Raw genomic sequence first — 12,271 nt, forward strand, 5'->3', positions numbered from 1 at the left:
CAGGCTTTCCGGACAGCGTAGGCGCGCGGTCGATAAGCGTCCAATACAGGATTTATCCGGTACGATAGACGGCACTTATCGATGCCGGCGCCGGGAGGAGACACCATGGAACTGAGGCAGTTGCGCTACTTCGTGGCGGTCGCCGAGGAGCTGCATTTCGGGCGCGCGGCCAAGCGCCTGTTCATCTCGCAGCCGGCGCTGAGCTTCGACATCCGCAAGTTCGAGGATGCGCTCGGCGTGCAGCTGTTCTCGCGCACCAACAAGGCGGTCGCGCTGACCAACGCGGGCGAGGTGCTGCTCGGCGAAGCGCGCCGGCTGCTGCTGCAGGCGGCCGAGGCCGAGCGCCTGACGGTGCGCTCCGCGTCGGGCCTGGCGGGCCGGCTGCGGATCGGCTTCGTCCATTCGATGCTGTATCGCGGGCTGCCCGACGCGGTGCGGCGCTTCGAAGCCGACTATCCGGGCGTCGAGGTCGTGCTGAGCGAGATGAATACGCACGCGCAGGTGCAGGCCGTGCAGCGCGGCCAGATCGATCTCGGCTACGCGCACTGGGGCCACTTCCCGCCCGAGGTCGAATCGACGCCCGTCTATGCGGAGCCGTTCGTCTGCTGCCTGCCGGCCGCGCACCCGTTCGCGCGGCGGCGGCAGGTCGCGCTCGCCGCGCTGGCGACGGAGCCGTTCATCCTGTTTCCGCGCGACGCGGCGCCGCACTATCACGACCTGATCATCGCGCAGTGCGTGAACGCGGGATTCAGCCCGCTGATCCGCCACGAGGCGCGGCTCTGGCAGACGATCCTGTCGATGATCGAGTTCGGGATGGGCGTCGCGCTGGTGCCGCGCGTGCTGCAGCAGGTGAAGAGCGACCGGCTCGCGTTCCGGCCGCTGAAGGATGCGTCGCTCGAATCGCGCACGCTCGAGCTGAAGCGCAGCGGCAGCGCGGAACCGGTCGCGCTGCGCTTCGCCGGGTATGTGCGCGCGTCGATCGACGCGCTGCCCGCGCTGGCGGGCTAGCGTCCGGTCGCGCCAGCGCGCGAACCGTCGCCGGCGCGCCGTTACTTCGCCTCCGGCTGGAGCGCGGGCTGCGCGCGGCGATACCACACCGCGTAGACGACGGACAATGCGGCCAGGAACGGGATGCCGAAGATCAGCGTCATGTGGAATTCCGGCGTGAAGTAGGTCGTCGCCATCACCGCGATCATCAGGCCCGCGCCGAGCAGCGTCAGCACCGGAAAGCCGCGCATCCGGAAGGCGGGCGCCGGCAGCCCGAGCGCCGCGCGACGACGCCGGAAGCAGTAGTGCGTGACGAAGATCATCATCCACGTGAACAGCGCGCCGAACATCGATACCGACATCATGATCGTGAACGACGCGTCCGGATACAGCACGCTCAGCACGGTCGCGAGCGCGATGCCGAGCGTCGACAGCATCAGCGCGCCGAACGGCACGCCGCGCGCGTTCACTTCGCCGAGCGCCTTCGGCGCGTGCCCCGCGCGCGACAGGCTGAACATCATCCGCGTCGTGATGTAGAGCTGGCTGTTCATCGCCGACAAGGCCGCGATCAGCACGACGAAATTGATCAGCCCCGCGGCGCCCGGCAGGTGGATCGCCTCCATCACCTTGACGAACGGGCTCTCGTCGCGCCCGGCCGCCGTCCACGGCACGATCGCGAGCATCAGCGCGAGCGTGACGAGATAGAACAGCACGAGCCGCACGATCGTCGAGCGGAACGCGCGCGTGACCGCGCGCTCGGGATCCTGCGCCTCGCCGGCCGCGACCGCGATCATCTCGATGCTCAGGTAGCTGAAGATCGACACGATCACCGCCACCCACATGCCCCACATGCCTTTCGGGAAGAAGCCGCCGTGACCGGTGTAATGATGGAAGCCCGCACGCGCCGCGCCGCTGCCGACGAGCTCGGGATTGCCGAACACGACATATGCGCCGAGCGCGATGAAGCCGACGATCGCCGCGATCTTCACGACCGAGAAGCCGTACTCGACCGCCCCGAACACGTCGACGCTGCGCGCGTTGACGAACACGAGCAGCGCCGAGAAAGCGACGATCCATACCCAGCCGGGCACGCCCGGAAACCAGTACTTCATGTACAGCGCGATCGCGGTGACCTCGGTGCCGACCGCGAGCACGATGCACGCCCAGTACGCGTAGCGCACCAGGAAGCCGGCCCACGGGCTCACGTAATGCTCGGCATATGCGCCGAACGAACCGGAGGTCGGATGGGCGACCGTCATCTCGGCGAGACAGCCCATCAGCAGCAGCGAGATGAACGCGCCGATCGCGTAGCTGACGAGCACGCTCGGGCCGGCGAAGCCGATCGCGAAGCCGCTGCCGAGGAACAGGCCGGTGCCGATCGCGCCGCCGATCGCGATCATCGCCATCTGCCGTGCGGAAAGCGTGCGGCGCAGACCGTGCTCGCGCGCCGCGATATGCTGGAATTGCCCTTCTGGTTGCATCGAATGACCTCGTTCGAAAGCGATTGTCTGGTCGAAGCCGCGACGGCGTGCGGCGCGGCGCCGGTCTCTCCGGCTGCCGCGGCGCGACGCACGCCGCGCACTCAGAACATGTGGCGCAGGCCGGCTGCGACGCCGGTCTGGTTGCCGCGGCCCGGCATCTCGGTGAACGCGCCGCCGGTGACGCGGTTGTAGTCGACCGTCGCGTAGACCTGGGTCGCCTTCGACAGCGCGTATTCCGCCTCGAGCACGCCCGTGCAGCGCTTGCCGCCGTTACCGGCGACGCCGTTCACGTTGCGGATGTCGTCGTAGTACGCGACGCCCGTTACCGAAACCGCCGGCGAGAGCTTCACGCTCGCGCCGGCGTAGAAGATCGCGTCGCGGCGCGGGTTGTCGACGAACGAACCGTAGCTCACGTCGCGCCCCGGCGCATTCAGCAGTTGCCGGTCGAGCACGCCCGAACGGTCGATGCCGCCGAGATAGCCCGCATACAGCGTCGCCGCGCCGAACGCGTAGCGCGCACCCGCGCCCCACGCCTGCTGCGCGCGACTGTTCAGGTCGCGCACCTGCTGGTACGTTGCGCCGATCATCAGGCCGCCCTGCGTATACGACGCGTGCGCGCCCCAGTACGCATTCGCGCCGAGGCTGCCCGCGACGCCGCCGAAGCCGTAGCTCGCGCCGACGTTCAGCCCGCCGAACGTGCCGTCGTAGCTGACCGCATTGCTCGCGCGCCCCTGCGTGAGAAAGTACGGCCACATGTTCGCCGTGTAGTTGCCGACCGTCAGCGGGTCGAGGTCGCCGAACAGGTTGAACGCCTCGGTCGCCTGCCGGCCGAGCTTCACCGCGCCCCAGCCGCCCGCCAGGCCGACATACGCGTAGCGGCCGAACAATGCGCCGTCGAGCTGCCCGTTCTGCGGCTCGAAGCCGCTTTCGAGCTGGAAGATCGCCTTCAGCCCGCCGCCGAGCGCTTCGCTGCCCTTCAGGCCCCAGCGGCTGTTGGTGATGGCGCCGTTGGTCATCTGCACGCTCGCGTCGTTCGACGCGTCTGCATGCGTCGTGTAGCGGACGCTCTGGTCGACGATGCCGTACAGCGTCACGCTGCCCTGCGCCATCGCGCCGCCGGCGACGAACATTCCTGCCGTCATCGGGACTGCCAATCGACGAATTCTCCTCATGTGCTCCTCCAAGCCTGTTCTGATGATTGTGGTGTGGTGATGCAAACCGCCCGCAGGCGGCTTTCCTGCTAGGTGCGCACCGTCGGCAGCGCGACGTATGCGACGAGTTCGACACGCATCGCCGGATGCGCGAAGCCCTGCACGCCGACGCACGTGCGGTTCGGATAAGGCGCGCGGAAATGACGCCGGTACTCGGCGTCGAATTCGGCCATCGCCTGCACGTCGGACAGGTACACGAGCACCTGTGCGACATCGTCCATCGTCGCGCCGGCCGCCGCGACGGCCTTCGCGAGATTGCCGAGCGTGACGCGCGCCTGTTCCGCCATCGTGTCGCCGACGATCGCGCCGGCGGCATCGACCGGTCCGTGGCCGGTAAACATCAGCCCGGCCGCGCGGGTCGCCCACGAGAACGGCTGCGCGAGCGGCGGCAAGTCGACCGGAATCGTTTCTGCCATCGTGTTTCCTCCTTCGAATCGGTAACGGGGCGCTCAGGCGGCCCGGCGCGACGGGCTGCCGAGCACGTCGGCGATCGCGGCCGCGACGTGGTCGACGTTCGCGTCGTTCAGGCCCGCGATGCACAGGCGTCCCGAGCGCAGCAGATAGACGCCGTGCGAAGCGCGCAGGCGATCGACCTCGGCCGCCGCGATGCCCGTGTAGCTGAACATCCCGCGCTGCGCGACGAGCGCATCGAACGACCGCCCGGGCAGACGCGCATCGAGCCGTTCCTTCAGCGCGCCGCGCATGCGCTTGATGCGCGTGCGCACCTGCGCCACCTCGTCTTCCCAGCGCGCGCGCAGCGCGTCGTCGTTCAGCACCGTCGACACGAGCTGCGCGCCGAACAGCGGCGGGCTCGAATAGGTGCGGCGCACGCCGGCCTGCAACTGGCTCAGCACCGTCGCGGCCTCGCCTGCGCTCGCGCAGACCACCGACAGCCCGCCGACGCGCTCGCCGTACAGCGAGAAATTCTTCGAGAACGAATTGCCGACGATCGCCGGCAGCCCTGCGTCGACGATGGCGCGCACGGCCCACGCGTCCTCGGCAAGGCCGTCGCCGAAACCCTGGTACGCCATGTCGAGGAACGGGATCAGCCCGCGCCGCGCGAGCACCTCGATCACCGCGCGCCACGCGTCGCGGTCGAGGTCGAGGCCGGTCGGGTTGTGGCAGCACGGCTGCAGCAGCACGACGCTGCGTGCGGGCAGCGCATCGAGCGTCGCGAGCATCGCGTCGACGCGCAGCGCGTTGCGCGCTTCGTCGTAGTACGGATACGTATGCACGTCGAGGCCCGCCGCCGACAGGATCACGCGATGGTTGTCCCAGGTCGGGTCGCTGATCCAGACCGCGCTGTCCGGGAAGTAGCGCTTCACGAATTCCGCGCCGAGCCGGATCGCGCCCGAGCCGCCGAGCGTCTGCAGCGTCGCGATGCGCCCTTGCGCGAGCGCCGCGCAGTCGGCGCCGAACACGAGACGCTGCACGCCCTGCCGATACGCGGCCTGCCCTTCCATCGGCAGATAGGTGTGCGGCGCGGCGGCCTCGTGCAGACGCTCGGCCGCGATGCGCGTGCTGTCGAGCACCGGAATGCGGCCCGCGTCGTCGTAGTACAGGCCGATGCTGAGGTTGACCTTGTGCGGATGCGCGTCCTGCTGGAACGCCTGGAACAGCGACAGGATCGGATCGCCCGGATAGGCGGGAATGTGTTCGTACATGGCGAAAATGACGTGAAGGTGGAAGGCGGCGGCACGGCCGGCGACGCGTGTCGCGACGGGCCGTGCGGTCAAGGCATGGGGCGCATGTTATCGGGGACGAAATAGAATGAGCTTCACTTTTCGATGACGAATCCGGCCGTTTGCAGTAGAGTCTGCGGCTTCTATCTCAATTTTTATCGGATTCTGCGATATGGCTCTGGACCGAACCGATATGCGGATCCTGCGACACCTCGAGCGCGACGGCCGCATCAGCAATCAGGACCTGGCGAACGCGGTCGCGCTGTCGCCGTCCGCGTGCCTGCGGCGCGTGAAGCTGCTCGAGGAACGCGGCGCGATTTCCGGCTATCGCTGCACGATCGAGCCGAAGAAGGTCGGCGTCGCGTTCGAGGCGCTCGTGCATGTGTCGATGCGGCCCGACGTGCCGGAGTGGCACGACAGGTTCGTGGAGGCGATCCGGCAGTGGCCGGAAGTCGTCGCCGCGCAGATCGTGACGGGCGGCTCGAACTACGTGCTGACGGTACGCGCGCGCGACCTCGACCACTACTCGGACTTCGTGATCAACCGGCTGCACCGCGCGACGGGCGTGATGTCGATCAATTCGAGCATCGTGCTCGCGACGCTCAAGCGGGACGGGTCGATCCTCGACCTGGTCGAGCCGTCGACGGCCGCCTGACCGGTTCGTGCGTGCGCCCGAAAAAAATTTGCAGAAAGTGCTTTACGAACCCGAAAAGCTCTGACATAATTTCAGCTTCTTTGGGCGGTTAGCTCAGCGGTAGAGCACTGCCTTCACACGGCAGGGGTCACTGGTTCGATCCCAGTACCGCCCACCAAAGAATTCAAGGCAGAAATGCCGGAAAATCAAGGGTTTATGCAGAGATGCGTAAGCCCTTTTTTCTTTTCCACGCCCCCTCTTCTAGCGGCGCCACGGGACAGTTCAAGTCCCGCCTGCGTCCCGTCAGATTCTGCGTCTTCGGGTTGGTTGCGCCCGACCGGGATCGGTCAGGCTCCGTAAGTTTACCCTGAAGGACGCATGCGGCAGTCTCGCCGCCCCGTAACACTCCAACTTCGCCTTCATAACCTCCAACTCAGTTGATGTAGTTGAGGAACTTCAGGTGCAGGCGCTTCGCCGCGTCAGTCTCTATCTCGAACAGGGCCGATCGCTCACACTCGGTCGCCACAACCCGCACCGCGAACGTTCGCTTCGTTCCATCTTCCATATAGACAGAACTGTCGAAAAATCCACCAGATATGGGTGTACTGAACTTGAACTTGTCGAGGTGATCCCAATGAGACGCGATGTCCAAGAGCTTTTCCGGATCGTCATGCCGTAGGTGGAAGCCACCCCCTTCCAGCAAATGCGTATCGCCTCCTGGCGAATTGGTAGGCGGTGCAATTCGGTCGATGTAAACCTTGCAGTTTGAAAGCGTCTTGCCGCCCGCGTTCTTAATGCCAACCTTGACCGTGCTCTCGACGCGTCCGGCTTTAACGTCGGTGATCTGATATGGCGGCTTGTCTTCAGTGCAGATTTCGATCTTCGGATCGAGTGCAGCATTGCTCGAAACAGCAGCTGCTCCGTCAGCCGTCCGTCTGCGAAGAGTTGATGACACACCGAAGATTACGAGGAACACCGTAGCAGCGCCCCATAGCCACAACTGCCATTGAGATAGCTCCACGGGCGAAACCAATTTTTTGTAGGCAGACTCAGCAGTACTTCCGTAATAGTGCTGCCACACCATTGCCAAGCCTGATAACAAGGCCGCCCCCACGACACTCTTCACTGCATCCTTCGCTATATCCGCGACCCACGCCATCAACCTGCCCCTGTAGAAAAGCTCTGCCGTGTTGGTTATGTCGGTGGCAGAATGCCAAAGCGAAAATTACCAGATCGGGGGACCAAATGGCCGATTCGGATTGGGCTGGTTATGTCGGAATGGCAACTGGACTGTTCGGCGCAGTGATGGGTTACGTCGGTTACCGGCGCAGCAACCAGATCAAGGCTCTGGACATGCGACTGGCACTTCGGAAGGATTTGGGAGAAGCGCGCGAGTCGGTCACCATGCTTCGAGAATTGATGGCCTCCGCCGCTGGCTCGCGAAGAGCAACGCTCGCCGCCAGAGGACTTGGTGGAGCAGCCCCCTGAAACGCCGGACACAGTCACCCACTTACAATAACGGGTAGGCATAAGACTGTGTTTTTGACTAACACCAGGCAGGAAGTGATGGAAGTGTTGACGGGCCCGGAGCGCCGGCGGCGCTGGACGGCGGAGCAAAAGCTGGCGATGGTTCGCGAGAGTTTCGAACCAGGGAAGTCGGTTTCGATGGTCGCGCGGCAGCACGGCGTGAACCCGAACCAGCTGTTCCACTGGCGCAAGCTGTACCAGGATGGGAGCCTGTCAGCGGTCAAGGCTGGCGAGGAAGTGGTTCCGGCCTCAGAGCTGGCCGACGCGCTCAAGCAGATTCGCGAGCTGCAACGGATGCTCGGCAAGAAGACCATGGAGAACGAGATTCTCCGCGAAGCAGTCGAGTACGGCCGGGCAAAAAAATGGATAGCGCACTCGCCCTCGCTGCCGGAGGACGACCAGTGAAACTGGTTTGTGAAGTTCTCGGCGTGTCGCGCTCGAACGTATCGGCACGACTGTCGCGTCCGGCGACGTGGCGCGATGGCCGTCAATCGCGGCAGACGGACGATGCGAGCGTGGTCGAGGAAATCCGCCGAGTCGTCGGCGATTTGCCCAGCTATGGCTATCGCCGGGTGTGGGGCTCGCTGCGCAATGAACGCATTGCTGCCGGACAGGTGCCGTTCAATGCGAAGCGCATCTATCGCATCATGCGCACTCACGGTCTGCTGATGCAACGGCGTCCAGCCCCGCCTCGGCCGCAACGTCGGCACGATGGCAAGGTGGCCGTCGCGCGCAGCAATCAGCGATGGTGCTCGGACGGCTTCGAGTTCCGCTGCGACAACGGCGAGCCGCTGCGGGTGACGTTTGCGCTGGATTGCTGCGACCGAGAGGCGATGAGCTGGGCAGCCACGACAGCAGGTCACAGCGGCGACATCGTGCGCGACGTGATGCTGGCTGCAGTGGAAAATCGGTTTGGCAACGAACTGCATACCCCGTCCGAAATCGAGTGGCTGAGCGACAACGGTTCGGGCTACACGGCCGACGACACGCGCCGGTTCGCAGTGGCCATCGGCCTGAAGCCATTGACCACACCGGTGTGCAGCCCACAAAGTAATGGGATGGCAGAGAGCTTCGTGAAGACGATGAAACGCGACTACGTCGCCTTCATGCCGAAGCCGGACGCAGCGACTGCCGCACGCAACTTGGCCATCGCGTTCGAGCATTACAACGAGAAGCATCCCCATAGCGCGCTGAAATACCGCTCGCCTCGCGAGTTCCGGCGCTCGATGGATTCAGCAACCTTAGTGTGATGCCGTGTCCGGGATTACAGGGTCAACTCCACTTGGCAGATCAGGCGCGATGGTCATCTGGGAACAGGCACTTGAAACTGACCGCACGACAATCGAACAGATCGGAGCGTCCATCCGAAGTGAAGGCACGGACTTTGCCGCTCTATCCGAAGCGCAGTTGGAGACCGAGCTAGTTGTCGCGCACAAGATCAAGATGAGCCTAGCAACATTAGTCGAAAAGTATCGCGGCGAACTTGCGGCCGATGATGATACTCGTCGTCAAATCGGCCAGCAGCAAACAGCAATAGCGGCTGCACGTATGAGCCAGAAGCAATAGCAATTCGACCAGATTTCCCTGCCAAGATATGTGATATCGCTTCCGCAGGAAACAAGAAGGAGACCTTGACAATGAAAGCGCTCACCGTGGTGGTCGCGGCAATTGCACTCTCGACCACGATTTCCACCCTTCCCAGGCCAGCATCAGCCGACGATCTGATCCAAAACGGCAACTTCTGGTCGACACAGTCCGCATCCTCCCACCTTGACTATGTCCTTGGATTCATGGAAGGCATGCGACTCGGTGCAAATTTCTCGCAGTGGAAATGGGACGTTATGAGTAAAGACGGGCGTTCCAAGGCAGGGAGTGCTCTTGACTCTTACAACACGGAATCTCAAAAATATCTTACCAACGTGACCGTCGGACAAATCGTCGATGGCCTTAATCAGTTTTACTCCGACTTTCGAAACCGAAACATCATGATCCATGATGCGGTCTGGCTGGTGCTTGAGCAGATTTCCGGCGTACCAGACAATCAACTGCACCTTGAAAGCTGGCGAAAATATAGCCGCCAATAAACGCACCCTGCCCCGTCTAGGCTGTCGCCGCGCGGACCGGCGTGGAAGCGTTGCGGCGAAGGGCGCTGGCGGGACGGTGCCACCCGAATGGACACTGTGTAAAAGCGCCGCCCGCGCGGCTAGACCGGCGACGGGCCGGACGGTCGATCGCTGCGGCGATTATCGATATGTCCAGGCACAAAGGTCTAACGCCCAAGAGAAAGACCGGGGAGCCTTTCGACTCTCCCGGCCTAGCTTCGGCATTCCCAGCCCTCCCGAGCCGCGCCCCCGGTCGATCCTACACGCGCGACGCACCGTCGGGCGCATCAGCACGAACCTGCTCCAGTTCGCGGCGAGCCGCCGCGCGCGTAAGCCGGTTACCGCTGCCAAACTTCGTCATCTTTTCCAGCGCCTCGATCGCCTTCTCACGGCTCCAAATTTTGTCCTGTTCGCCGCTCTCCCACAGCCGGTCAAACTCTTCGCGGCTCATGAAATGGATTCCGTCACTCATCGTTCTTCCACCTCTGGTACATAAGCTCGATGCCGAGCATCGCTTTGAAGATCGCCCATAGGACGATCAGCACCACGACCACCTTCTTCACGCGGCGATTAGGTCGTCATACGGGAGGTCACGTGCCGCGCGGGTACAGAACTCCTGGTACTCGTCGACGATCGCCACGCGCTCCGTGAGCTTTCCGCTCTTCGTGAGGCGGCGTGCGTGATCTTCCAGCGACCCACCCGGCAAGTCACCCAGCAGCTCCAGGTAGTCGATCACCGACAGGAACGCCAGAATGCGCTCACGTGTCGCGACGCGACAGCCGATAGCGAACTGCCCGAGAGCAGCGCGCGGCACGCCTGCCCGGTAATTGAACGATACGACGAATGGCAGAGTGGTGTAGTCCATGCCTTTCGCGAATACGCCGCAGAACATGGTGATTTTGTTGTAGGTTCCGGTATCGCTCTGGTCGCCTGACTTGAACGAGGTGAGGACGATCTTCGGGATCAGTTGAAAATCTGGCAGTTGGGTCGGTTCGAAGCCTTCATTGTTAATGGAGGCGAGCCGGAATAACTTGGCGGTCAGATGAGCGAGCAGATAGCGCTTGTTCGCGTCGACTTTATGTTCGTTTCTCATACTTTCGTCATCCTTATTTATATTGCCGCGCCCGTCGATTCGATCAGGGCGCGGCGGGCCGTTCTATCAGCGGTTGCTTGCTTTGAGCTTCTAGGTCGTTTCGGCGAGACGGTCCGCAGCGCGAATAAACGTGTACAGCGCACCGATGAGCTTTTCCTGACCTTCGGCCGATTCGCCAGCGTTCGCCGATGCTTCCGTCAGGTAGGCTCGCGCAGACTGATACCGAATGAGGGAATCGTCTTCCCGTTCGTTAGTCAGGGTGTGGTGGATGCTTTTAGCGATGTTCATCGTAGGCTCCTTACACATCGCTGCGCTTGCTCTCGCGGCCGAACAGGCCGTACAGCGTGTCTGCGTCGACCGGCACGGGGTCGAGGCCGAACTGGGCTCGCACCTTGTTCTGCGCCGTATCGAGCGCCATCGTGGAGCGCAATTCGGCGGCCTTCTTGGCGGCTTGCTCCATCTGAAGGCGCGTGTGATGGTCCATCGCGTGCCATTGGCCGCGCGAGTCGCCGATCAGGCCTGCCGTGACGTTCGGATCGCCTTCGGTGGGGCGATTCGTGAAGAGGTCTACATCGCAACCGAGGCGCTTGATTGCGCGGTCGACTGCCTTCATGAGCTTCGGGCTGTTCACGAGCGCGGCGAGTTCCGCATCGCCAGTTTCGGCCGCGAGCTTTTGCGCCGTCACGAGCGCGTCAAGACCAACAGCGATCTTCGTTGCCTTCCGCAGAGCGTCCGCTACCGGGTCGCTGCCTGTGATCTTGCGGAGGGCGATTCCGCGAACGGACGGGGTGATGCCGGTGATGCCGCGAACGGACGGCGTAACAGCGTCGCGCGCGGTTTTTGCCTTGTTGCGAGGAACGCGTTGGTTGTGCGGGATTTTGTCGTGGCTCATACGGGTGGTCATTTCTTTCTCCACATTGATAAGATATCCATATTGTTAAAAGCGAAGGAGAATCGTTCGCTCAAGTACGATTCTCCGTGTCTACCGATGTACCAGATCACCAGCGCGACATGGATCGGATCGCTACCGCTTCGCCTTCATCGCCTGCGCGGCGTCATACGAGGCTTGCGCCTTATTCAATTGATCGGCAAAGATGACGTCGAAAATCTGGAAGGCGTCTGCCAAGGAGTAAAACTCCTGTAGCTCACGCAAACTCGCCTTCCCCGTCGCGATGATCGCGCCCATGATCGGCGATACACCATCAACACTGCGCACGGTCGAATCGGATCGAAGATACGAAGGCACCTTCTCCTGTTTACGCGTGTTCAGGAAGCCCCAGCTGTAATCGGTCGCGACCCGAACAAGGCCGTTCAGGACTGCGCGCGGCTGGAGCGCCCCGGCCACGTCCCGAACGTATGCATCGACGGCCTCGGCCGAATCGAGCGCGACCCAGCGCCCGTCCACCTTCGCCTCGGCCGCGCTGCTGCGCAGGATATCGATCGGGTTCGGTTCTTCGTTCATCATGACGAAGGCGAACGCCTCGAACGCCGACATCTGCTGGATGCGGTAGCGGACGCCGAACGATTCGAACTCTTTTGTCTGCCGCGCCATAC

Annotated in this window: 16 protein-coding genes and 1 tRNA gene; 7 read left to right on the top strand and 10 right to left on the bottom strand. The window is 63.3% G+C overall.

Annotated features, from left to right (window positions below):
* The first annotated feature begins 105 nt into the window (after positions 1-105).
* The gene (locus tag WS57_RS29460) at positions 106-1,008 is read left to right on the top strand and encodes a LysR family transcriptional regulator (protein WP_009690501.1); all 903 of its coding nucleotides are present in this window, start codon (positions 106-108) and stop codon (positions 1,006-1,008) included.
* A gap of 41 nt (positions 1,009-1,049) precedes the next feature.
* On the opposite strand, the gene WS57_RS29465 is transcribed toward WS57_RS29460, so the two are convergent.
* The 4 genes from WS57_RS29465 to WS57_RS29480 all read right to left on the bottom strand — a co-directional run bounded on the left by WS57_RS29465 (position 1,050) and on the right by WS57_RS29480 (position 5,343).
* A complete protein-coding gene (locus tag WS57_RS29465; protein ID WP_059481322.1) occupies positions 1,050-2,468 on the bottom strand; it encodes an amino acid permease in 1,419 nt (472 codons plus the stop codon).
* Positions 2,469-2,569: 101 nt separating this feature from the next.
* Positions 2,570-3,640, bottom strand: coding sequence for a porin (locus WS57_RS29470; protein WP_059603410.1), 1,071 nt, complete (start codon positions 3,638-3,640; stop codon positions 2,570-2,572).
* Positions 3,641-3,708: 68 nt separating this feature from the next.
* Positions 3,709-4,095: a RidA family protein gene (locus tag WS57_RS29475; protein WP_009693673.1), complete on the bottom strand. Its 387-nt coding sequence runs from the start codon at positions 4,093-4,095 to the stop codon at positions 3,709-3,711.
* Between the two features lie 33 nt (positions 4,096-4,128).
* Entirely contained in the window at positions 4,129-5,343 is a 1,215-nt protein-coding gene (locus tag WS57_RS29480; protein ID WP_059516824.1) for an amino acid aminotransferase, read from the bottom strand.
* 190 nt (positions 5,344-5,533) lie between these two features.
* Between WS57_RS29480 and WS57_RS29485 the strand changes: the two genes are divergently transcribed.
* Positions 5,534-6,016: an Lrp/AsnC family transcriptional regulator gene (locus WS57_RS29485; protein ID WP_040127788.1), complete on the top strand. Its 483-nt coding sequence runs from the start codon at positions 5,534-5,536 to the stop codon at positions 6,014-6,016.
* Positions 6,017-6,098: 82 nt separating this feature from the next.
* Positions 6,099-6,173 (top strand) — tRNA-Val (locus WS57_RS29490).
* A gap of 255 nt (positions 6,174-6,428) precedes the next feature.
* On the opposite strand, the gene WS57_RS29495 is transcribed toward WS57_RS29490, so the two are convergent.
* Positions 6,429-7,121: a hypothetical protein gene (locus WS57_RS29495; RefSeq protein ID WP_236871928.1), complete on the bottom strand. Its 693-nt coding sequence runs from the start codon at positions 7,119-7,121 to the stop codon at positions 6,429-6,431.
* 152 nt (positions 7,122-7,273) lie between these two features.
* Here WS57_RS29495 and WS57_RS37385 point away from each other — a divergent pair, with 152 nt between their 5' ends.
* The 4 genes from WS57_RS37385 to WS57_RS37390 all read left to right on the top strand — a co-directional run bounded on the left by WS57_RS37385 (position 7,274) and on the right by WS57_RS37390 (position 9,606).
* The gene (locus WS57_RS37385; RefSeq protein ID WP_155774370.1) at positions 7,274-7,483 is read left to right on the top strand and encodes a hypothetical protein; all 210 of its coding nucleotides are present in this window, start codon (positions 7,274-7,276) and stop codon (positions 7,481-7,483) included.
* Positions 7,484-7,561: 78 nt separating this feature from the next.
* Positions 7,562-8,772, top strand: a protein-coding gene (locus WS57_RS29505; RefSeq protein WP_155774291.1) for an IS3 family transposase whose coding sequence is annotated in 2 segments (ribosomal slippage) — positions 7,562-7,877 and positions 7,877-8,772 — 1,212 coding nt in all. Because the reading frame shifts where the segments join, the coding sequence is not laid out codon by codon here.
* Between the two features lie 49 nt (positions 8,773-8,821).
* A complete protein-coding gene (locus WS57_RS29510) occupies positions 8,822-9,088 on the top strand; it encodes a hypothetical protein (protein WP_069245201.1) in 267 nt (88 codons plus the stop codon).
* A gap of 71 nt (positions 9,089-9,159) precedes the next feature.
* A complete protein-coding gene (locus WS57_RS37390; protein WP_155774371.1) occupies positions 9,160-9,606 on the top strand; it encodes a hypothetical protein in 447 nt (148 codons plus the stop codon).
* A gap of 277 nt (positions 9,607-9,883) precedes the next feature.
* On the opposite strand, the gene WS57_RS29515 is transcribed toward WS57_RS37390, so the two are convergent.
* The 5 genes from WS57_RS29515 to WS57_RS29535 form a co-directional block, all read right to left on the bottom strand.
* A complete protein-coding gene (locus WS57_RS29515) occupies positions 9,884-10,096 on the bottom strand; it encodes a hypothetical protein (RefSeq protein ID WP_069245202.1) in 213 nt (70 codons plus the stop codon).
* 87 nt (positions 10,097-10,183) lie between these two features.
* The gene (locus WS57_RS29520) at positions 10,184-10,717 is read right to left on the bottom strand and encodes a hypothetical protein (protein ID WP_069245203.1); all 534 of its coding nucleotides are present in this window, start codon (positions 10,715-10,717) and stop codon (positions 10,184-10,186) included.
* A 90-nt stretch (positions 10,718-10,807) separates the two neighbouring features.
* Positions 10,808-11,005 (bottom strand): hypothetical protein, encoded by a 198-nt coding sequence (locus WS57_RS29525; RefSeq protein ID WP_155774372.1) that lies wholly within the window; start codon positions 11,003-11,005, stop codon positions 10,808-10,810.
* A 10-nt stretch (positions 11,006-11,015) separates the two neighbouring features.
* Positions 11,016-11,621 (bottom strand): hypothetical protein, encoded by a 606-nt coding sequence (locus WS57_RS37395; protein ID WP_155774373.1) that lies wholly within the window; start codon positions 11,619-11,621, stop codon positions 11,016-11,018.
* A 120-nt stretch (positions 11,622-11,741) separates the two neighbouring features.
* Positions 11,742-12,269: a hypothetical protein gene (locus WS57_RS29535; protein ID WP_069245206.1), complete on the bottom strand. Its 528-nt coding sequence runs from the start codon at positions 12,267-12,269 to the stop codon at positions 11,742-11,744.
* Positions 12,270-12,271: the final 2 nt, after the last annotated feature.

Origin of the sequence: Burkholderia pseudomultivorans (assembly GCF_001718415.1) — a bacterium.
Lineage (GTDB): Bacteria > Pseudomonadota > Gammaproteobacteria > Burkholderiales > Burkholderiaceae > Burkholderia > Burkholderia pseudomultivorans_A.